Source organism: Paenibacillus sp. GM2, assembly GCF_900069005.2.
Taxonomy (GTDB): Bacteria; Bacillota; Bacilli; order Paenibacillales; family Paenibacillaceae; genus Fontibacillus.
The window spans coordinates 117,638-137,009 of record NZ_LN831272.1 but is presented as its reverse complement, the minus strand read 5'-3'; the positions used below and the strand labels follow the sequence as shown (position 1 = coordinate 137,009).

Genomic DNA, 19,372 nt, shown 5'->3' with positions numbered 1-19,372 from the left:
TTTTATTATGTTATTTATTAATAAGATAAATGAATAATGCCTTGTTGAAAGCTCCATTTCAAATCAGGGAATTTCTGCTTGAAATCATGCAATTCCACATAGGATTCATCGTCGATAATTTTGATACTTTTGGAGGCTAGGGTAAATCCTGTCTTCTTGCCGCTTAGCTCGGTGACAACCAGCTTCTGAGCCGTTTTGTTCCAAGTCGTGTTGCCCTGGACGAGCGCCGCGAGCACTTTGGACGGTATGTAGACTTTGCTGCCGCTCTGAACGGTGTCGATATAACCGCTTAGTTCAACGCCATTCACCTTCAATGAATAGGCGCTGCCGCTTAGCTCCATGTGCTTCAGGCCAGCTTTATACAGTCCAGTGACGAGCTGAGCAACAGGATGGCCTGTAATCTCGATGTCAGGCTTCAGGCCGATATAATTGAAGTCTTCTTTATTTGGCGTTAAGTAACGCTCAATGGTCATCTTAAGGTAACCGCCATTGGATAATTGGAAGACGTTCTGGATCCGGGCTTTTCCATAGGTTTGGGCACCTACGACCTTGGCGATTCCATTATCATGCAGCGCGCCCGTAAGAATCTCAGAGGCGCTGGCCGTCCATTCATTCGTCAGAATGGTGACCGGCATTCCAATGTCTTTGCCGTCCGTGATATTTACCTTCTCCAGCTTGCCGCTCTGATCGGCTGTATACATAAGTGTACCGTTCTTCATGAATTGGCTGGCGATATTTTGCGCGGATTCCACATAGCCGCCCAGATTATCACGCAGGTCGAGCACCATCGATTTCATGCCTTGATTGCGCAATGAAGTTAATACTTTGGCGAACTCCTCATCCGCATTTTCCGAGAATGAAGCGATGGAAATATAGCCGATCTTGCTGGACGGAATGAGCTTCCCTGTTACCGATGTGAGTGAAAATTCAGTACGCTTGACGGGAAAAGTAAGGCTGTCAGATCCACGCTTGATCGTAATGCGGATGACGGTACCTGCTTGTCCGCTCAGGTCGATATCCTCCATGTCGGCAACGGGAACGCCGTTAATTTTGGTGATGATATCCCCTTGTTTAAGACCTGTATTCTTGGCTGGAGAACCGTCCAGCACACCTGTAATGTACAACTTGTCCTTAGCATACCTAAGCGTGATGCCGATGCCGATATATTCCTGGTTGATGCTGCCGGCAAATTGCTCCATATCGTCAGGAGTTAGATAATCACTGTATGGATCATCAAGGGTATAGATCATTCCGCGTATTGCATTATCGATAAATTCCTGCCTTTGTGTCCCCTCGATATTGTAAGCATCTAGATAATCGAGTACCTCTTGCAGAATCTCAAGCTCTGAATCCTTGGTCTGTTCCGTGCTTTCGGCAGCGGCGCTGGCCGCCTGCGGGAGGGTGAGCATCAGGACCAGCAGCGGAACGAGCAATCTCCTACCTAACTTGTTCAACTTCATTATTGTCCATCCTTTGCAAAATAAGATTAACCTAAAAAGGCATTGCGTACCCGATTCCAGAATGGAAAAGGACGATAGCGTACAAAACTGATCTTCTGCTTGGCAACCTGACAGCGAACCGAAATAAGGTCTTCCACAGGCGTATTGATATGATCAATGGTAAGCATTAAATTTTGTTCTTTGCGTGAATATATATCACAATGGTGATGCTTAGGCAGCACCAGCGCTGAGCCCATCGTACGGAATACACGGTTGTTGATCGAAGCAATCTCAGAAATCTGCATAGCTTCTATGGAAGGATGAACCATGGCGCCCCCAAGGCTCTTATTGTAAGCCGTACTTCCTGAAGGGGTGGATACGCAAATGCCGTCCCCTCTGAACATTTCGAACATCTGGTCGTTAATGTCAACCTGGGCTACGATCGTACCGCCATCCACGCTTTTGAGAGTAAATTCATTGAGGCAGATGAACGAGGAGGTACCGGATTTCTTGACCACTTCCACTTCCAGCAGGGGATAATGGACGATTCTGGGATTCAACTGCCGGCGGTCTTTCTGTCCGCTCATAAGTAGGATGAGTTCGGGGATTTCATCCGCTTTCCAGTCGGCATAGAAGCCGAGATGGCCAGTATGTATTCCAACAAAAGCGATGGAAGATACGCGGTTAATGAAGGAGTGGAATGCATGGAGCATCGTGCCGTCCCCGCCAATAGACACAACAATATCAGGGGATTCGGCATCCAGTATCAATCCATGCTCCCCCGCCAGCTTGTGAAAGGACTTGCTAAGATCTCTGGATAGTTGATCTCCGCGGTCCAGAACGTAATATCTCAAGGTGAAAGGCTCCTTTGCAAATCTTTTATAATACCTGTAAAGATCATAATCAATTATGAAAAATAACACAACGTTTCATTTTTTTCGCTTTTCTTTCTGCCAAGGCAGGGATGACAGCAGCTGCTGAATGATTCGCGCCAAAAGAGATAAAATAAGCAGTATTACTACAATTTTTACGAAGACGATAAACAGGCTCGGCACTTCGTTCCATCGTTGCAGCAGCTGTTCAGGCTGCTCCAGCGGCTTGAAGGAGGGGCTTGCACCCATTAATGGCTTCCAGGCCAGAAGCATAAGAGCTGCGGCCAGAAAAGCATGAATCAGCCTGGCGAAGAAGAACGGAAGGTAACGCAGATCCGCATCATTCAAGATGCTGGCTACCTGTGCGTGGACCGACAGACCTCCCCAGGATAAAATGAAGGCGGCCGCAGCTGCCTTGAACATAAATGGGACATCGGCGGGGGCTGCAGCTGCTTTAGCCCCAAGCGTGACCTCGAACGTTCCGCCTACAAAGGCTTGGGCCAACTCAGGGGGCAGGTGCAGGATAGCTAGCAGCCCATGTACCATGCTATAGAAGAAGCCCATTACGTTTGCGGCGGTCAGCACCTCGAGGATGACGGAGAAAAAGACGACCAGTCCGCCCACGACGACCATGAGCTGAAGGGACGAAGTGACCGCTTGGCGCAGCAGTTCTCCCAGGCTTCGTCCGTCTACAAGTCGGGCTTCATGCATGGCCCTTAGAGCAAGCCGAATACTAAAGCGTGCTTCGCTTGACTTCTTGTTCGCGGAAGCCGCTGATTTATCGGTACTTTGCTTCGTGCCGTAGAATCTCATGATCAAGCCAACAAGGATGGCGCTGCCGTAATGAACGAGGGCGAGAGCGCCGGCCAGCTTCGGATTGCCGAAGAAGCCGACGGATACAGCTCCGATCAGAAAGATCGGATCCGAGGTCGTAGTGAAGGCGACCAGCCGCTCCCCCTCTTCGCGTCCGATCAGCAGCTGTCTACGCAGCTTGGTGGTGAGCTTGGCGCTGACAGGATAACCGGAGGCGAAGCTCATGGCGGCGACAAAGCCGCCGGTTCCAGGGATGCGAAATAAGGGCTGCATCAAAGGGTCCAGCAGTTTACCTATAAAATGGACAATGCCAAAACCGAGCATCAGCTCGGAAATTACAAAAAAGGGGAACAGGGACGGGAACAGCACGTCCCACCAAATAGCTAATCCGCGTACACCTGCCTCCCAGGAGGCCGAAGGATAGATCAGCATCAACACGATGAGAATAAGTGCTAATAGAGGAATAATCGCTCTTGTCCAGCTTTTGTTCATGGATAACGCCTCCACATGAGTCATAGTCCAGTGTATGAATCCGGAGGGACAAACATCACCAAAAAAACAAGAAAGCGATTACATAAGGTGCTGTTTTTTTCGCTTTCATATGGTAAAATAGAACTATAAATTAATTTCTGGATGGGGTGTTGAATATGAGTTTTGTTGCCGGTATTCTCGTATGCGCCTTTGTATACGTTATTCGTGCCTCTCTTGTCCACCCTGGTGAAGAGGACTGGCGTAGCTACTAACGAACTAAATTTACTACTTGTAATAAGCTCCGATAGGAGCTTTTATTTTTTTTTGGTATAATTTATCTAAGTACAACCTTTATTTGTGCGATTGAGTTACCTCTACAGAAGAAGATAGGAGATGAATGCAGGGTGAACCCCAATCTGAGTATTTACGAGAATCTTGGCGGGGCAGAGACGATCAGACGTATAGTCGAGGCTTTTTATCCGCGCGTTGTAGTTGATCCGCTTATCGGTCCGCTATTCCCTGCAGATATTAACCCGGTCATGGAGAAGCAGTATATGTTCCTGACTCAGTTCTTCGGGGGGCCATCTCTTTATTCCGATATGCATGGTCATCCGATGATGCGGGCACGCCACATGGCCTTTCCTGTTACATCAGAGAGGGCTGAAGCCTGGTTGGCATGCATGAGTGCGGCGCTTGAGGAGGTCGGGGTGGATGAACCGCTGCGAGCCATCGTTATCCAGCGTCTGTCAGGCCCCGCGCATCATTTTGTGAATACACAAAGCAGCATGAATGATTAAATTGTGGAGTAACCCCGATCAGTTTTTCTTTCAAAGGGGGACTTTGTAAACAACTACTTTTAGTGAGAGATGGAAAGGAAGTATGCAGCTTGGAACTAGAACCTCTCTTTACGATTAAAGTGACATGCAACTATTGCGAGAATGAATTCACGACATCTCGTGTCCGCCCCAGCTTCAAAAGAGCGATAAAAACGGATACCGATTTTTGCGGCTATTACCGCAATGAGAATCCGGATTATTACGTGGTTCGGGTGTGCCCGTTCTGTGGATTTGCTTCTACGGAAAACTCAACCGAACGTCTCAATGAACGACAGACTGCCCGTTATCATGAGGAAATCGAGACGCGCTACATTAAGCGGGATTATGGAGGCAAGCGGGACTGGAGCACGGCGCTTGAGACATACAAGCTTGGATTGCTATGCGCCCAGACGATTAATGAGAAGGAGAGGATCATTGCAAGTCTTCTGCACCATATAGCATGGCTGTATCGATATAGAGAAGATCGTGAGCAGGAGCGGCGTTTTTTACAGTACTCATTGGAATCCTACATACGTGTATTTGAGACGGAAAGCAATCTTGGCAATGACGCCAGACTGATGTATCTGATCGGAGAATTGAATCGCCGCACGGGCAATTATAATGATGCTGTGAAGTGGTTCTCGAGAGTGATTAATGACAAGAAGATTATGGATGCCTCTATGATTCGGGCTTCAAGGGAACAGTGGGCAGTATTGCGTGAGGAAATGTTGAATGATGGGCATGAATTGCCTGAGGAGATGCAAAATTAACCGAAAATAGGGGCTGATTCGATCCTGGATCACTCAAATCCGAATAAGAATAGCCCCTATTTTTTTGCATATTAATTAACCGTTGGTTATTTAATCCTTGCGTACGATAGTATCGGTTAATAAGTAATCGTTGTCGCTGTCCAACACCGTAATTTTATTGCCGCAGCAAGGGAAGACCAGGAGTTTCTTCTTGCCTTCCCTCACGCGGACGATGTCGTCCGGCTTAAATTTTGCAAGCAGAACGTTGTCACTATGGCAGAAAGGGCATTGCGGGAGATAAACATCGCCCATAATGATGTCATAAGGCAGGGCTTTATTAAAAGGAATCATTTTGGTTCATCCTTAACATCAGAAGGGTTGCTCCCGTTGTTTTTGCTGGCTAATTCAGCGAGCTTCTGCAGCAGAATATGCTGTGGCATATGCATCAGGTGCTCGATGGGAACTTTCAGTTCCGCGGCCAGCTTCACGGCCGTCTCCGGCGAGATTTGCAATGGTTTCATAGTGGAACATGCCTCCTGTCTTGAATGTTAGAATAAGCGTATACCTATAGTTATACACTTTTACTCGGATCAGTTCCACAATTCCTGCAACACAGGTTGAAGAAGAAAGGATGATATATCGATGAAACAGGTATCTGTAAATGATCAGCTTGTAGAAACTTGGAATCTGGACTCCATCTTTCCTGGAGGATCTGCCTCAGCGGAATTTGCGAAATTCCTGGATGAATTGAGCCGCAGTCTTACTGAACTTTATTCAGCATTGAAGCAAGCATCTGCACCAAGAAATGTAGAGGAGACGCGTGCTTTGGATCAGACGATTGAGGGGCTGCAAAGTGCGCAGGCCAGAGTGCTCGAGGCCAGTTCCTTTGTCGAATGTCTGACGGCTCAGGATCAGCACGATAAGAAGGCGGTTCAGCTAACGGGCAAAGTGACCTCTCTAAAAGCAGCAATGCAAAATGTGCTGACTTTGTTCGAAAGTTTGCTGCGTGATACAGAGGATCAGGTTTGGCTGGAATGGATCGCTCGGGATGAGATCGCTCCAATCGCCTTTATTATGAATGAAAAGCGGGATTCCGCTCGTGAGAAGCTTTCCCCGGAATTGGAAAGTCTGGCTGCAGATTTGGCTGTAGATGGGTATCATGGCTGGGGCCAGCATTACGATACAATTGTATCCAAGGTTGGTGTTGATTTTACGGATGACGAAGGGAAGAAGTCTACGCTCTCCGTTGGGCAGGCGGCGAATAAGCTAAGCGATTCCGATCGCTCGGTTCGTGAGAGAACATTCGTGGAATGGGAGAAGGCTTGGGGGGATGTGGCTGATTATAGTGCAGACACATTGAACAGATTGGCCGGATTTCGTCTGAAGCTGTATGAGAAGCGCGGCTGGGAAGATGCGTTGAAGGAGCCGCTGCAAATCAATCGTATGTCTAATGAGACATTGGATATGATGTGGCAGGTGATCGAAGAGAACAAACCGATTTTTGTCTCGTATTTGGAACGTAAGGCTAAAATGCTTGGAGTGGAGCAGCTTAGCTGGAGCGATGTGGATGCACCGCTTGCCAAGTCAGAGACAAAAATAAGCTACCAAGCGGCGGCGGAAGATATTGTGAAGCAATTTGGCAAATTCAGTCCGAAGATGGCTGATTTTGCGGCGGAGGCATTTAATCGCAGCTGGATTGAAGCTGAAGATCGCCCAGGGAAGCGTCCGGGGGGCTTCTGTACTTCACTTCCAGTTAGCAAACAGACGCGAATATTTATGACCTTCGGCGGTAACTACTCGAATGTATCTACTCTGGCTCATGAGCTGGGACATGCGTACCATCAATATCTGATGGAAGAGCTGCCGCAATTCAATCAGGATTACGCTATGAATGTAGCCGAGACGGCATCAACCTTTGCTGAGATGATTTTGGCGGATGCGCTTCTGAAAAATGCGGAAAGCAAAGAAGAGAAGCTGGCCCTACTCGCTGAGAAGGTGCAAAACAGCGTGTCCTTCTTCATGAACATTCATGCCAGATTCCTGTTTGAGACCCGCTTCTATGAGAAGCGGAAGTCTGGTATGCTCGATGCTTCTGAACTATCTGCTCTGATGGAGGAAGCACAGCGTGAAGCTTTTCATGGAGTGCTTGGCAAATATCATCCGCTCTTCTGGACATCCAAGCTGCATTTTTACATTACGGATGTACCGTTCTACAACTTCCCTTACACCTTCGGCTACATGTTCAGCACCGGGATTTATGCTCGCGCGCTGAAAGAAGGAGAGGGCTTTGCAGAGAAATATGATGCGATTCTTCGTGACACAGGCCGGATGACCGTAGAAGAATTGGCCTCCAAACATTTGAATGCAGATTTAACGAAACCTGACTTTTGGCGCGAGGCGATGGCCCTTGCTGTTGCGGATGCGCAAATGTTTCTTAATTTAACCAAATAAATGGAAATCCAATCCTTAGATTGATTTGCTTAACAGCCTTGTTCCTGAATCCGGGAAACCAAGGCTGTTTTTTTGACTTTATTTGTTGAAGGGAGGGAAATGCCTTAACGATTCGGAGAAAAAATGAGCAATATTTTTATTTTTAAAATTTCATTGATAATGATTCTCATTCTATGTATAATGATTATCATTATCAATGAAATTTTATACTTAGGGGGAAATTATGAACAAAATTAGCAAAATCCTAGTTATTATCTCACTTATTGTATTGATATCCGCTTGTGCCAACTCCAAAGCTAACAATACGAACCTAAAGTTAAATAATAATCAGCAAGTTAATGCAGCGAATAGGGGGAGTAATAACGAAGCTGAAGCTAGTACAGAGAGCTCCTCAGAAATAGATCTAGGTCTTGATGAGGCAAAAGTGCAGGAAATTGTAGATCAATTTGGGGGTCAAACTCCTACAAAAACGGTGACCTTGTCTGTCGCTATTACGGAACTTTACAATGCGCTTGGATTGGAGCTGGCAGGCGTGCCAACTACGATGAGTACATTACCGGCAGCCTATGACCAGGTTCAGCGGATCGGATCGTCTCATGCACCTGACCTGGAACAAATCGCAAAGCTTGAGCCTGATGCGGTAGTTGCACCTGCATCGATCAAAGATAGCATTGCAAAAATGATTGAGCCGGCAGGATTGCCAGCGGTATACTTGCCGGTTGATTCTCTGGATGAGCTTAAACAGTCGATGGCAGCGCTTGGTAAAGTCTATGACCAAGAAGAAAAAGCTAATGAAGCCTTAACCAATTTTGCCGCCCGGGAAGCGGAAGCCCTCAAGCTCTCCGAAGGAAAAGAAGCGCCAACCGTCATGTTCCTGTTCGGATCGGTTGATTCATTGATGTTAATGAATGAAGATACATTTGCAGGAAGTTTGGCGAAAAAATTAGGTGCCTCCAATGTATTAAGTAATGTATTGAAGCAAACTGAAACTTATGTTCCGATGAACATGGAATCCGTTGTTCAAGCCAATCCGGATATAATCCTACTGGTCGCCCATGGCGATCCCTCCGCCGTTGCCAAAAAATTTGAAGAAGATGTCAAGCAAAACGGAGCCTGGGAGAAGATGGATGCATTTAAAAACAACAAATTGATTACGCTCGACTACAATCTTTATGGGATCGCTTCGCTTGTCAAAGCACCAGATGCCTATAAAGATATGGCTTCCATCTTGTATAACGACTAGGCTAAGGGGAGCACTGTGTTGACAAAATACTTAAAAAACAAACAAGTTCTTGTGATAGGAGTAGCCGTAGTGCTGCTCCTTCTATCCATCATATTGGCCATTGGAATAGGCAGCGTACGTTTTACACCCTATGAGGCCTGGCAAACCTTAATAGGAAAAGGTAACTCTTCATCCAATACTATCCTCTGGGATATCCGGATTCCAAGGGTTCTGATGGCTTTGCTCATCGGTGCCAATCTGGCCGCTTCGGGGATATTGCTGCAAGCGGTTATGAATAATCCGTTAGCTGATCCAGGGTTAACAGGAGTATCTAGCGGTGCGGCTGTTACCGTCTTATTCATCATGCTGGTAGCTCCTGAATACACTGGGTTCATTCCAATAGCAGCGATCGTAGGAGGCGGGGGCGCTGCCATCATGGTCTATGCCTGGGCCTGGAAAAAGGACAGCGGATATACGCCAATTCGCATTATTTTGTCAGGTGTCGCAGTCAATGCAGTATTCGGTGGTGTCATTGGACTGCTATCGATTCTGTATAGCGACAAATTACCCGCTGCCCTGCAATGGATGAACGGCAGCTTGTCAGGGAAAGGAATGAAAGATGTCCTAAGCATTCTTCCTTATTCCATCGTTGGCTGGATTATGGCAATCCTGTGCATTCGTCAAGCGAACATTCTTCGATTGGGAGAACAAGCAGCGCATAATCTAGGACAAAACTTGAACCGGGTTCGGTTTATCCTCTCCTTTGTTGCTGTATTTCTCGCGGCGATCTCCGTATCCAAAGTAGGTCTTGTCGGTTTTGTTGGCCTGATAGTGCCGCATATGGCTCGTATGATTATTGGATCTAATTATAAACATAGCCTTCCTCTCAGCCTTATGTTGGGCTCTATCATTTTGATCGTAGCGGATACAGCAGGCCGTTCACTGTTTAGTCCGCTGGAAATACCGGCCGGTATCATTATGGCCATGGCTGGGGGGCCTTATTTTCTATATTTGATGCGAAAAGGAGGTGCCTGATTTGTTAAAGGTACATTCTCTTTCCATACGGTATTCGGATCGAACCATTGTAAGTGACTTTTCTATCGACGTGAAGGAAGGAGAGGTAGTATCCATTATCGGGCCAAACGGTTCCGGAAAATCCACGATATTAAAAGGAATGACGGGACTTGTTCCTTGCAAGAGCGGACAAATATGTATTGCTAATCAGGAAGCCAATCATCTGAGCAATAAACAAATGTCGCAATTGATGTGTATGTTGTGTCAGTCTAATGTAAGTCCAGTGGATATGACCGTCGGGGAGCTGATAAGCTATGGCCGCATGCCCCATAAGAAGTGGTATGAACGGCTGGATGCCGAGGATCATGAAATTATCGAGTGGGCGTTGATGAAGACAGATATGAGGAAGTTCAAGGATCGCAAAGTAACCTCCTTATCAGGCGGTGAATCCCAAAAGGCATGGCTGGCCATGGCGTTGGCTCAACGTCCTAAGGTGTTGCTTCTGGATGAGCCGACGACGTATCTCGATATCGCTCATCAGCTTGAAGTGCTTGATCTTGTGCATTCTTTAAATCGCGAGTTGAAGCTTACGGTACTCATGGTGCTGCATGATTTAAATCATGCAAGTATTTATAGTGACAAAGTATGTGTGATCCGAAACGGCGCTATACAAACCTATGGAAGGCCACAGGATGTACTGACACAGGAATTAATTCGCAATGTATATGGTGTAGAGACGGAGATAAATCATTTGCCCGGCAATCCGCGGCCTCGCATTCAAATACTTCATAAAATATAAACTGAAATGGGGATGAACATGAACGTATTAGATATAGCTTCCATCAAAAATCAATATCTGGAATTTTCGAACAGTCTTAAAACGGTGATGATGAGTACCATTGATGAACAGGGAAAGCCATTTGTATCCTATGCACCTTTTGTGAAGCACAACGGAAAGTTATATGTTTACCTAAGCAGGGTTGCCAATCATTATGATCATCTGGAAAACAATCCATTGGTGGATGTTATGCTTATTGAAGATGAAGGCAATACAGCAAATTTGTTTGCACGACAGCGTGCGCGGTTTGAATGTACTACTCAAAATGTCGGAAACGATGGATATGAAGAAGTGTTCGAGTTATTTAGTGAAACATTCAATAAAAAGATGTTCGGAATGCTGAGAACTTTGGATTTTTCACTTTTTGAGATTACACCCAGGAATGGACGTTATGTTGTGGGCTTCGGGTTAGCTTTTGACATTGATCTTATGGGGGATCGATTTGAACATGTAGCACGCGATGGACATGAGCAAAATGAAAAAACAACACAGGCCACATAAAAAGGGGTGAAAATAGATGAAGACAGTTTCCACCGTATTGCCCGTTTGGAATGCCATTCAAAATCGATTTCATGATATGGTTAGGAAATTACCGGAGGAGAGCTTGTCATTAAGCTTGGGCGGTTCCTCCATTGGTCAAATGCTGCGCCATAATGCGGAAGTAGAGTATATGTTTGCAGAATGGTTCTTTGAATGTCCCATGCCCGAAGGATTAGAAATTGTCACAGGGCGGGGGGCAGCGAGGAGCACGAGGGACTTTACAAACCTTCAGGAGCTTGTTGCTGTGCTTGAAGCATCCAATAAGCATTTGATAGCAGCGATGGAAGCACTCCCGGAGGAACAATGGCATGAGCAAAAGGACTGTCCGATCGGACCTTCAACCCCACTTGAATCGGTGGGACGCCTAATGTATCATGCTGGGATTCACTCTGGACAAATATCGCTTATCCAGAAATGCTCGGTCAATAAAGAGAGTGCAGAGGTAAATCAATAAGGAAAATGAGAAAAGCCCAATTGTTAGATGATCTCTAGCAGTTGGGTTTCGTTCTGTCGAGAAAACAAACAATTTGAAAGTTATATTTTGGAATATAATGACGTAAATAGGCATATAGTTGGTTTAATATAGTAATAAATAACCAATTTTTCTTTTAAATGTTGAATGATAGAATATACTGGAATATAATGTGACATAAGCCCTAATTTAAGGGGATAAATGGGAAGGGAGGGGGAGTATGCTTACAGCCGATCAGCTCTCCTTGGCAAGACAAGTCGATATCGTATTTAAGGAGTTATCCGTAGAACTTGGCGGTATGACTTCAGGCACCGTATTCATCCAAATTCGCAATAATATCATTGGTAAATTCGGTATTCGCCATAATCCGATCGCCGGCCGCAACGGTCATTTGCAGGAAGAAGAACAGGGGTTATCTTCGGAACAGATCCAATCTTTTCGCGTGATGGCAGTGGAAGCCTTGAAGTACAAGCGCTATTGGACCCATGGGGAGATTAGCTATGAGTTTGCTTTGAACAAAGGTACCATAATGGTTGATGCTACGCTGGAGTCCAATTATAATATGGCAAACCTCATGATTCAGAGATATCCGAGAGTAAATGCTGCCAATACATACAAAGAATCTGATCTATCTTCATAATTGATTAAGTGAATTTATGAACTTTGGTTATTATAGTGAAAGACAGGCGACCTGCCGATGCAGATCACCTGTCTTTCTATAGGTGTGAATAGGAGAGAGCGAATTACATGTTAGAACGACCTGACAATTGCTGCTCTGCCATTTGAACCAGACGTTTAGTGATGTATCCTCCTAAGGAGCCGGTTTCACGAGAAGTATAGTTCCCCATGTAGCCGTCTTGCGGGATCGATACGCCCAACTCTTGCGCTGCTTCATACTTCAATTGCTGCAAAGCAGCATTTGCTTGAGGAACGACAAGGTTGTTAGAGCGGTTTCCGCGGCCTTGGTTTTGACCTGCCATGTTTGTCACCTCCTTTGGCCTTTGTGATGTTAGTATGGTTTTTGCAGAATAAAATATTCAGTATAACTGCTACTTTGCAAAGTGGTAATTATTTGAAACCAGAGAACCTGTATATATAAAAATAAGAGCCCTCCGATTAAGGAAGGCCCACTTGAATATTATTCCGTATCTTAGCTGGGATAGATCATATCCAGGTTCACATAGAACTCCAAAGTCTGTGCCGGCTGCAGGTCAATCAGACCTGTGACAGAGGCTGGATGCTTGGAATTTGGGGCATCAGGCAGCCAGGTATAAGGCTCGATACACAGGAATTGGTCGGCTTCACCTTTGGTATATAGTACCCAATGCTTGAAATAAGCCGGGTCTGCGGTGTAATGAAGTCCGTATCCGTCTTTGCGCAGCAGATCAGCCGATACGGGTTTGTCTCCAATTTGGAACATCGTATCGAAGTTGGTTCCGCTCAGATTTAATCCGTCATTGAGGGCATCAAGCTCGCCCAAAGGCACGATATCTCCGGTAGTAATAAGCTCCTCGTTTGAGGAATAGATGGCGGATACCGGTAATTTGAGCGTCCACTCCTCGGGCTTGCCGTCTAGCAGGAACCAGGTATGTAAACCTAAGCCGAACGGAGCTGGCTTGTCGCCTAAATGTGTTACCTTGAAAGTCTGCTTTAGCGAAGCGCCCTGGAGCCTAAGCGTCATTTCCAATTTGAGCGGAATGGGATATTGACGCATCCAATTCGGGTCATCGGAAGTTAAAAACTCAGTAGTTACTGCACAGCCTTCATCGTCTTCCTCGATATCGCTGACACACCAGCTCTGTGTACGGTGAAGTCCGTGAATATGATTGTCATTGGCCGTGTTGCGGTCAAATTGATACTCCTGTCCTGCATAGGTGAAATGTCCTTTGCGAATACGACCCGGTGGAATGAGCATCGGAATGCCAAAATGGTAAGGCTTCTGCAAATAGAATTCAAGCTCACTTTCCTCAGGATGACGAAGAACATGACGCTTCTCAACATGATCCCAAATGCTAATTACATTATTACCAAGGCGGGGTAGCAGTGTGACTTCAAGTTCACGGCTATTTAAAATGTACGTGTCATAACCGTTCCATTGTCCTTTGGTCACTTTTTTCATATCGTTGCTCCTTTTCCCACATATTCATCTGAAATAATCGGTTTTAAAAAAGCTTAGCACTATCATAACACTTTTTTTCAAGGACGAAAAATAGATTTGACAATGTATAATAAGCCAATTATGATGAGTATAATTTAGAATATCATAAATGAACACGATGATGGGGACAAGTAGACAATGTTTTTATTTCCTTGCAGAAAGCCGGTGGTTGGATGCGAACCGGTAGAGATAACTTTGCTGAATGGACCCCGGAGTTCCGGATGAACCCAAAAGGAATCAAGCCTTTTGCAAGTATTACCGGACGGCCAATCCACGTTACGGATATTAAGGTGTAGTTCTCAGCGGCCTAGGGCGAGCAAATCGTCGCGGCTGTTGTTTTATCGTTCTATACGAATAAGGGTGGCACCACGGTCTCACGTCCCTTCACAGGGATGTGGGGCCTTTTTTGCGTTTTTGTTATCAAACTTTAAATCTAAATATATGGAGGAGGCTGTTTTTTATGAAAAAAGTTCTGTCCGGCATTCAGCCTAGCGGAAAGCTTACGCTTGGTAATTATATTGGAGCTCTGAAAAATTTTGTCACGTTGCAGGATGATTACTCCTGTAATTTCATGGTTGTTGATCTGCACGCGATTACAGTTCCGCAGGATCCGGCTAATCTGCGTGAGCAATCCGAGGCCGTAGCAGCACTGTTCGTAGCTGCTGGCATTGATCCGAATAAATCCAACGTGTACATGCAGTCCCATGTTCGTCAGCATGCACAATTGGGATGGATTCTTACAACCTTGACATCCATGGGAGAACTGGAGCGGATGACCCAGTTCAAGGATAAGGCAGCAGGCAAAGAATCTGTAGGTGCAGGATTGTTTGTCTATCCGTCGCTCATGGCTGCGGATATTCTGGTCTACAATGCAGATCTGGTACCGGTAGGAGAAGACCAGAAGCAGCATCTTGAATTGACACGTGATTTGGCCGGTCGCTTCAATAGCCGCTTTGGCGAATATTTTACACTTCCTGACCCATATATTCCGAAAGTGGGCGCCAGAATTATGTCGCTTGACGATGCTTCCAAGAAGATGAGCAAGAGTAACCCGAATCCGGGCAGCTATATTGCTCTCCTTGATCCCCCGGATGAAATTCGCAAGAAGATCAGCCGGGCGACTACGGATTCGGGACGCGAAGTCAGATTTGACACAGCGGCGAAACCGGAGGTAAGCAATCTCATTACTATCTACAGTCAATGCTCCGGTATGTCAGTGGCTGAGGTAGAGCAGAAATATGAAGGCCAAATGTACGGGCCATTCAAGAAGGACCTGGCTGAAGTTGTTGTTAGTGTGCTTGAACCGCTTCAGCAGCGTTATCATGAGATCCGCAGCTCGGGAGAAATTCATGACATTTTGCGTCAAGGCGCATCGAGAGCTAATGAGGAAGCGGAGAAGGTACTGCAGGATGTACAACGAATGATGGGCTTCATACTCTAAGCGGCAGTTCAAAAAGTCCACTTTTGATAATAAAGCCGTCATCGAGGTCAACTCAGGGTGAGCAATAGCGAATCCAAGGTATTCGCAACAAGCTGAGTTTTAGCTGCGAAAGCGCGTAGCTTTGCTCCTCATGCCTGGGCACATCCCACTCTTTTGGGGCTGAGAACGGGGCTTTTTCTGAAATATAATTTTTTGCATAACTTAGCCCGGGCATTGCAGATGCCCGGGCTTTTTGAATAGTAAAGCGGCCATTCTGTTATACAGCTTCTGTCATTAAATTGTCACAAACCCTGCTTTTTATCAGATGATTGTCAAACATTTCTGCTTCTTGGTATGATAAAGTTTATAGTGTAATATGGATTCATTGAATTATTCGTGAACTTCTTTATATAGGAAGACAAAATTTATAGTTTAGGGGGAAATAACCGACATGGACAGAATTTCTTATACTGCACCTTCAGAATCGGCAGCATTGTCCGTGAGACCTACTCCTCCAGGAAAAACAGCGACTTGGAAGGATTTTATCGCGCTAACCAAACCAGGTATTTTGCGTTCAAATCTCATCGCGGCTTTTGCTGGCTTTTGGGTGGCTTCTCAATGGCATTTACAATACGGCAAACTAATCCTCATGTTGCTGGGAACCGTACTGGTTATGGCTTCCTCCTGTGTATTCAACAATTATTTTGACCGTGATCTGGATATGAAGATGGCCCGCACACAGGATCGCGTGCTGCCTACTGGGAAAATGTCGCCAAAGACGGTGCTCTGGTATGCCATTATATTAGGTATATTGGGATTGTCTGTACTATTTATTGGCAACGGCCTGCTGGCCGGTGTATTTGGTGTCATTGGCATGCTTGTGTATGTCGTTGTGTATACGTTATGGCTAAAGCGCTCCTCGACCTGGAGCACCTCAGTTGGAGCGATCTCAGGAGCAATGCCCCCGGTGATCGGGTATGTAGCGGCTGCGGGCAAGGTTGATCTTGGTGCTGTCCTGTTATTTGCGATGCTGTTCTTATGGCAGCCTCCACATTTCTGGGCGCTGGGCATCCGGCGTGTAGAGGAGTATCGGGCCGCAGGCTTCCCGTTATTGCCCGTGGTGAAGGGCATTCCGAGAACGAAATTGCAAATGATTCCTTATCTCGTTCTGCTCCTGCCTATTCCAATATTAATGTATGTCTACGATTATACAGGAATATGGTTCCTTATCATCGGTGAGCTTCTGTCCGTTTCCTGGCTGCTAATGGCGCTAAAAGGCTTTCGTTCTCAGGAAAATGATGTTTGGGCGAAGCGGGTATTCTTGTTCTCAATCAACTATTTGACAGTAAGCATGATCGTCATGATTCTCGATACAGTTCGATTGTAATGGAGGTTTGAGGATGTCGTTGCTTAAGAAATATAAATGGACCTGGATTTTGCTGGTTTTATGTCTCATCATGGCGGGGTATCTGCTCTGGACTACCTATGCCAAGCCCAAGCTGCCGATTATTCGGCCGGTGGAGAGCTTCAGCTTGGAAAATGTAGATGGCCGCAATATTACGCTGGAGGACACGAACGGCAAGGTTCGGCTATTTTATTTCTTCTTCTCCAGTTGCCCGGATGTATGTCCGGTCACGACTTTCCGCTTAAGTCAAGTGCAGGATCTGCTCAAGGATAAAGGCATGTTTGGCAAGGACGCCGAGATCATCTCGATTTCCTTCGATCCGGAGCGAGACACGCGCGAGGCTATTAAGGCGTTTGGGGACAAATTCAAGGCCGATTATTCCGGTTGGTATTTCTTGCGAGGAGATCAGCAGAAGATCATGGATCTGGCCATGAACTCATTCAAAATTTTAATTAATGAGGATCAGAATAACAATTTTGTCCACATGGATCTGATTGGTCTGGTTGACCGGGATGGCAATTTGCGAAATATTTACCGTCCGGAGTCTACACCTCAGGAGATCGCTCAAGGGGTTATCGATCTGGCCAAATAATAGCAATTTATATTGGCTTGTTGATTATTCAAACGAAGCCGGGAGGAGGATATTCAATATATTCCTCTAGCCCGGCTTTTTCTAATTGGGAGATGATATATTCGTCAGGTGTACCCTCCACACCGGCGTAGCCTCTTCTCGTATAGATCTGGGTGGCGTCCGGGAAGCTGTCCAGTAATAGGGCGCGAATCTTCTTGCCAGATGCGTCATTGTCCATAAATAAGTATACCTCATCATCACCTACCTGCTTCCGGAGCGACTCCAGCTTGAGATTGTTCAAGGTTCCAAAGGTGCAATGAATATGGATCTCTCCATGAAGCAGTCTGCGCAGCTTGCTGCGATCATTTTTGCCTTCGACGATAATGCTGATCGGCATGGCGGCTCACCTCGATTAGGTTGGATGGTTGATTCTTATAGAGGTTGTCCCAAAAGTCCGATTTTGATCAGAAAGCGGACTTTTTAGAATACGCATTTCGCATTTATAGTGTATACTTGACCGTCATCTCATGCAAAAACATAATAAAAGCGGCCTGTCGGGAGGGGGACAGACCGCAACCATGATTTCATCTTACCAGATAGGGGCACGAAGGATAATCACCAGCAAAATATACAGTACCAAGATGGTACCTGCTGATGACCAGCAACCGCCAGCTCCAGCTCCTGGGCCGATGACGGGGCCTGGTCCGCATGGTCCACACGGCTCGATATGACCCACTTTGGATCACCTCCCTTTTTTAAGCTTGGGTCGGTAACTACAAAATATATTATGTTTTATCTACGCCCCTGCCCTGTGCAAGGGCCTAACCGTGTTCAAAATTATATGTGAATGCCCTTATTGCTCATCTTTCCGTTGGTATGGTGAAGGAAGCAGGCATATTTGCTTTCCAGGCAGGAACCACGATAATAACGAGCATTAAGAGCAAGAAGGCAAAGAAGTAGGGGGAGTAGTTATTATGCATCGTTCCCGCAATAATGGGGCCGAGGAAAGAACCGATCGACATCGCAATAGATTGCAGTGAGAATACGGTTCCCAGCCGTTTGCCCCCGGATAAGTCGATAAAGACGGAGGCCATAGCAGGGAAGACGATGCCTTTGGCCAAACCAAGCGCAAATAGCGAAATGACAATCGGAACCGAGTCGAGGGCTGCCAGCGAGAAGAAGGATAGAGCAATGCCGAGTATTCCAAGATAGGATCTAATATACGGCGAGAAATGGTTCAGAAATAACAACGATAGGGTCGCCAGGGCCCCGAGGCTAATAATCGAGAAGTAGAGCCCGGTATGCATGATCCCGGATAATCCGCCTGCCTGGAGCGGGAGTTCAAAATATAGAATCCCTTGGGCGCAGGATACGGCGAAAGGCAGCAAATAGAAATAAATAGGAATAATATTGAGCTTCACAGGCGCTTTTTTGATAGGCTGCTGTAGAGGGGCCTTTAATTTGGGCAGTTCCTTGATCGTAAATATGGCGATAACACCGGTAACGATCATAAGCCAGCCAAGCGTCTGGAATGTAAGGGTGAAGCCGGCGCGGGCGACAAGAAAGGCCCCGGCAGCCGGGGAGACGACGGAAGCAAGGGTATGCATCACCCCGTGTCCTGCCATCAATTTCCCTTGTTTCACCGCGTTGCTCGACAGGGAAGCGAGCAGGGCCAGACAAGCCGGGGACAGGAAAGCAAGCACAAATCCGCTAATTGAGCGCAGCACAAGAAGCTGCCATGGCTCCGTGACATGGGCTTGCAGCAGGAGGATGGCTCCACCAGATAGCAAGCTAAATATCATATAGCCACGGCTTCCATGCCGATCTACGCCCTGTCCGGCAATAAGATTGCCAGGCAGATGTGTTAGCGCATATATCCCCATCATCCAGCCAATGAAGGCAGGCGCAGCCCCTAGTGACAATGCAAAGGGCGTCAGAATAGGATATTGCGCATGCAGGTCGAAGAAAGCGAGGAACATAAAAAAATAAAGCCAGAAAGCGATTTTCACTGCCTTGCCCTCCTCTAAAAATGAGTTGTTCAAAAATTCATCATGCTATACTTGTACGTCGCTTGGGACGAACTTATACCCCCTTTCGGTACATGATGTACATAATTTTCTGT

Annotated in this window: 23 protein-coding genes; 13 read left to right on the top strand and 10 right to left on the bottom strand. The window is 46.3% G+C overall.

The genetic code is table 11. The annotated features are described in order from the left end of the window. Window positions 1-17: 17 nt before the first annotated feature. From BN1360_RS00755 to ylbJ, 3 genes are all read right to left on the bottom strand, one after another. The gene (locus BN1360_RS00755; protein WP_068778020.1) at window positions 18-1,460 is read right to left on the bottom strand and encodes a S41 family peptidase; all 1,443 of its coding nucleotides are present in this window, start codon (window positions 1,458-1,460) and stop codon (window positions 18-20) included. 26 nt (window positions 1,461-1,486) lie between these two features. Beyond that, window positions 1,487-2,293, bottom strand: coding sequence for an NAD kinase (locus BN1360_RS00750; RefSeq protein ID WP_068778019.1), 807 nt, complete (start codon window positions 2,291-2,293; stop codon window positions 1,487-1,489). Between the two features lie 75 nt (window positions 2,294-2,368). Then, complete coding sequence (gene ylbJ, locus BN1360_RS00745; protein WP_068778018.1) at window positions 2,369-3,616, bottom strand: sporulation integral membrane protein YlbJ; 1,248 nt, start codon at window positions 3,614-3,616, stop codon at window positions 2,369-2,371. 383 nt (window positions 3,617-3,999) lie between these two features. Between ylbJ and BN1360_RS00740 the strand changes: the two genes are divergently transcribed. Both BN1360_RS00740 and BN1360_RS00735 read left to right on the top strand, forming a co-directional pair. Beyond that, entirely contained in the window at window positions 4,000-4,392 is a 393-nt protein-coding gene (locus BN1360_RS00740) for a globin domain-containing protein (protein WP_068778017.1), read from the top strand. 89 nt (window positions 4,393-4,481) lie between these two features. Next, window positions 4,482-5,180: a DUF2225 domain-containing protein gene (locus BN1360_RS00735; protein ID WP_068778016.1), complete on the top strand. Its 699-nt coding sequence runs from the start codon at window positions 4,482-4,484 to the stop codon at window positions 5,178-5,180. Between the two features lie 90 nt (window positions 5,181-5,270). On the opposite strand, the gene BN1360_RS00730 is transcribed toward BN1360_RS00735, so the two are convergent. Both BN1360_RS00730 and BN1360_RS00725 read right to left on the bottom strand, forming a co-directional pair. Next, window positions 5,271-5,510 (bottom strand): hypothetical protein, encoded by a 240-nt coding sequence (locus tag BN1360_RS00730; RefSeq protein ID WP_068778015.1) that lies wholly within the window; start codon window positions 5,508-5,510, stop codon window positions 5,271-5,273. Further along, on the bottom strand, window positions 5,507-5,680 hold the full coding sequence (locus tag BN1360_RS00725) for a YycC family protein (RefSeq protein WP_069188260.1): 174 nt from the start codon (window positions 5,678-5,680) through the stop codon (window positions 5,507-5,509). The genes BN1360_RS00730 and BN1360_RS00725 overlap by 4 nt, the downstream gene beginning before the upstream one ends. Before the next feature lie 121 nt (window positions 5,681-5,801). Here BN1360_RS00725 and BN1360_RS00720 point away from each other — a divergent pair, with 121 nt between their 5' ends. The 7 genes from BN1360_RS00720 (at window position 5,802) to BN1360_RS00690 (ending at window position 12,336) form a co-directional block, all read left to right on the top strand. After that, entirely contained in the window at window positions 5,802-7,610 is a 1,809-nt protein-coding gene (locus tag BN1360_RS00720) for a M3 family oligoendopeptidase (RefSeq protein ID WP_068778014.1), read from the top strand. 223 nt (window positions 7,611-7,833) lie between these two features. Continuing rightward, window positions 7,834-8,853, top strand: coding sequence for a helical backbone metal receptor (locus BN1360_RS00715; protein WP_068778013.1), 1,020 nt, complete (start codon window positions 7,834-7,836; stop codon window positions 8,851-8,853). Between the two features lie 18 nt (window positions 8,854-8,871). Next, entirely contained in the window at window positions 8,872-9,867 is a 996-nt protein-coding gene (locus tag BN1360_RS00710) for a FecCD family ABC transporter permease (RefSeq protein WP_068778012.1), read from the top strand. Further along, window positions 9,860-10,645, top strand: coding sequence for an ABC transporter ATP-binding protein (locus BN1360_RS00705; RefSeq protein ID WP_324254216.1), 786 nt, complete (start codon window positions 9,860-9,862; stop codon window positions 10,643-10,645). The genes BN1360_RS00710 and BN1360_RS00705 overlap by 8 nt, the downstream gene beginning before the upstream one ends. An 18-nt stretch (window positions 10,646-10,663) precedes the next feature. Beyond that, on the top strand, window positions 10,664-11,185 hold the full coding sequence (locus BN1360_RS00700; protein WP_068778010.1) for a HugZ family pyridoxamine 5'-phosphate oxidase: 522 nt from the start codon (window positions 10,664-10,666) through the stop codon (window positions 11,183-11,185). Window positions 11,186-11,201: 16 nt separating this feature from the next. Next, window positions 11,202-11,678: a DinB family protein gene (locus BN1360_RS00695; RefSeq protein ID WP_068778009.1), complete on the top strand. Its 477-nt coding sequence runs from the start codon at window positions 11,202-11,204 to the stop codon at window positions 11,676-11,678. A gap of 238 nt (window positions 11,679-11,916) precedes the next feature. Then, window positions 11,917-12,336, top strand: coding sequence for an O-methyltransferase (locus BN1360_RS00690; RefSeq protein ID WP_068778008.1), 420 nt, complete (start codon window positions 11,917-11,919; stop codon window positions 12,334-12,336). A gap of 103 nt (window positions 12,337-12,439) precedes the next feature. Here BN1360_RS00690 and BN1360_RS00685 read toward each other — a convergent pair whose 3' ends face one another. After that, window positions 12,440-12,676 carry an alpha/beta-type small acid-soluble spore protein gene (locus BN1360_RS00685; protein ID WP_068778007.1) on the bottom strand — a complete coding sequence of 79 codons (237 nt, stop codon included), beginning with the start codon at window positions 12,674-12,676 and terminating at the stop codon, window positions 12,440-12,442. A 170-nt stretch (window positions 12,677-12,846) separates the two neighbouring features. Then, a complete protein-coding gene (locus BN1360_RS00680; protein WP_068778006.1) occupies window positions 12,847-13,815 on the bottom strand; it encodes an aldose 1-epimerase in 969 nt (322 codons plus the stop codon). 212 nt (window positions 13,816-14,027) lie between these two features. Between BN1360_RS00680 and BN1360_RS26165 the strand changes: the two genes are divergently transcribed. The 4 genes from BN1360_RS26165 (at window position 14,028) to BN1360_RS00665 (ending at window position 17,271) form a co-directional block, all read left to right on the top strand. Further along, window positions 14,028-14,150, top strand: coding sequence for a hypothetical protein (locus BN1360_RS26165; protein ID WP_267490873.1), 123 nt, complete (start codon window positions 14,028-14,030; stop codon window positions 14,148-14,150). Between the two features lie 164 nt (window positions 14,151-14,314). Continuing rightward, window positions 14,315-15,295 carry a tryptophan--tRNA ligase gene (gene trpS, locus BN1360_RS00675; RefSeq protein ID WP_068778005.1) on the top strand — a complete coding sequence of 327 codons (981 nt, stop codon included), beginning with the start codon at window positions 14,315-14,317 and terminating at the stop codon, window positions 15,293-15,295. A 430-nt stretch (window positions 15,296-15,725) separates the two neighbouring features. Further along, entirely contained in the window at window positions 15,726-16,661 is a 936-nt protein-coding gene (gene cyoE / locus BN1360_RS00670) for a heme o synthase (protein WP_068778004.1), read from the top strand. Window positions 16,662-16,674: 13 nt separating this feature from the next. Then, window positions 16,675-17,271 carry an SCO family protein gene (locus tag BN1360_RS00665; protein WP_068778003.1) on the top strand — a complete coding sequence of 199 codons (597 nt, stop codon included), beginning with the start codon at window positions 16,675-16,677 and terminating at the stop codon, window positions 17,269-17,271. A gap of 28 nt (window positions 17,272-17,299) precedes the next feature. Here the strand turns inward: BN1360_RS00665 and BN1360_RS00660 are convergent, their stop codons facing one another. From BN1360_RS00660 to BN1360_RS00655, 3 genes are all read right to left on the bottom strand, one after another. After that, window positions 17,300-17,647 carry a toprim domain-containing protein gene (locus BN1360_RS00660; RefSeq protein WP_068778002.1) on the bottom strand — a complete coding sequence of 116 codons (348 nt, stop codon included), beginning with the start codon at window positions 17,645-17,647 and terminating at the stop codon, window positions 17,300-17,302. Between the two features lie 192 nt (window positions 17,648-17,839). Then, the gene (locus BN1360_RS26350) at window positions 17,840-17,941 is read right to left on the bottom strand and encodes a sporulation protein YjcZ (RefSeq protein ID WP_148466494.1); all 102 of its coding nucleotides are present in this window, start codon (window positions 17,939-17,941) and stop codon (window positions 17,840-17,842) included. A 169-nt stretch (window positions 17,942-18,110) separates the two neighbouring features. After that, a complete protein-coding gene (locus BN1360_RS00655) occupies window positions 18,111-19,259 on the bottom strand; it encodes an MFS transporter (RefSeq protein WP_068778001.1) in 1,149 nt (382 codons plus the stop codon). Window positions 19,260-19,372: the final 113 nt, after the last annotated feature.

Coding starts and splice junctions, on each gene's coding strand:
- BN1360_RS00755 (WP_068778020.1), bottom strand. CDS start 1,460: ATGAAGTTGAACAAGTTAGGTAGGAGATTGCTCGTTCCGCTGCTGGTC.
- ylbJ (WP_068778018.1), bottom strand. CDS start 3,616: ATGAACAAAAGCTGGACAAGAGCGATTATTCCTCTATTAGCACTTATT.
- BN1360_RS00730 (WP_068778015.1), bottom strand. CDS start 5,510: ATGATTCCTTTTAATAAAGCCCTGCCTTATGACATCATTATGGGCGAT.
- BN1360_RS00725 (WP_069188260.1), bottom strand. CDS start 5,680: ATGAAACCATTGCAAATCTCGCCGGAGACGGCCGTGAAGCTGGCCGCG.
- BN1360_RS00720 (WP_068778014.1), top strand. CDS start 5,802: ATGAAACAGGTATCTGTAAATGATCAGCTTGTAGAAACTTGGAATCTG.
- BN1360_RS00715 (WP_068778013.1), top strand. CDS start 7,834: ATGAACAAAATTAGCAAAATCCTAGTTATTATCTCACTTATTGTATTG.
- BN1360_RS00700 (WP_068778010.1), top strand. CDS start 10,664: ATGAACGTATTAGATATAGCTTCCATCAAAAATCAATATCTGGAATTT.
- BN1360_RS00695 (WP_068778009.1), top strand. CDS start 11,202: ATGAAGACAGTTTCCACCGTATTGCCCGTTTGGAATGCCATTCAAAAT.
- BN1360_RS00690 (WP_068778008.1), top strand. CDS start 11,917: ATGCTTACAGCCGATCAGCTCTCCTTGGCAAGACAAGTCGATATCGTA.
- BN1360_RS00685 (WP_068778007.1), bottom strand. CDS start 12,676: ATGGCAGGTCAAAACCAAGGCCGCGGAAACCGCTCTAACAACCTTGTC.
- BN1360_RS00680 (WP_068778006.1), bottom strand. CDS start 13,815: ATGAAAAAAGTGACCAAAGGACAATGGAACGGTTATGACACGTACATT.
- BN1360_RS26165 (WP_267490873.1), top strand. CDS start 14,028: ATGCGAACCGGTAGAGATAACTTTGCTGAATGGACCCCGGAGTTCCGG.
- trpS (WP_068778005.1), top strand. CDS start 14,315: ATGAAAAAAGTTCTGTCCGGCATTCAGCCTAGCGGAAAGCTTACGCTT.
- cyoE (WP_068778004.1), top strand. CDS start 15,726: ATGGACAGAATTTCTTATACTGCACCTTCAGAATCGGCAGCATTGTCC.
- BN1360_RS00665 (WP_068778003.1), top strand. CDS start 16,675: ATGTCGTTGCTTAAGAAATATAAATGGACCTGGATTTTGCTGGTTTTA.
- BN1360_RS00660 (WP_068778002.1), bottom strand. CDS start 17,647: ATGCCGATCAGCATTATCGTCGAAGGCAAAAATGATCGCAGCAAGCTG.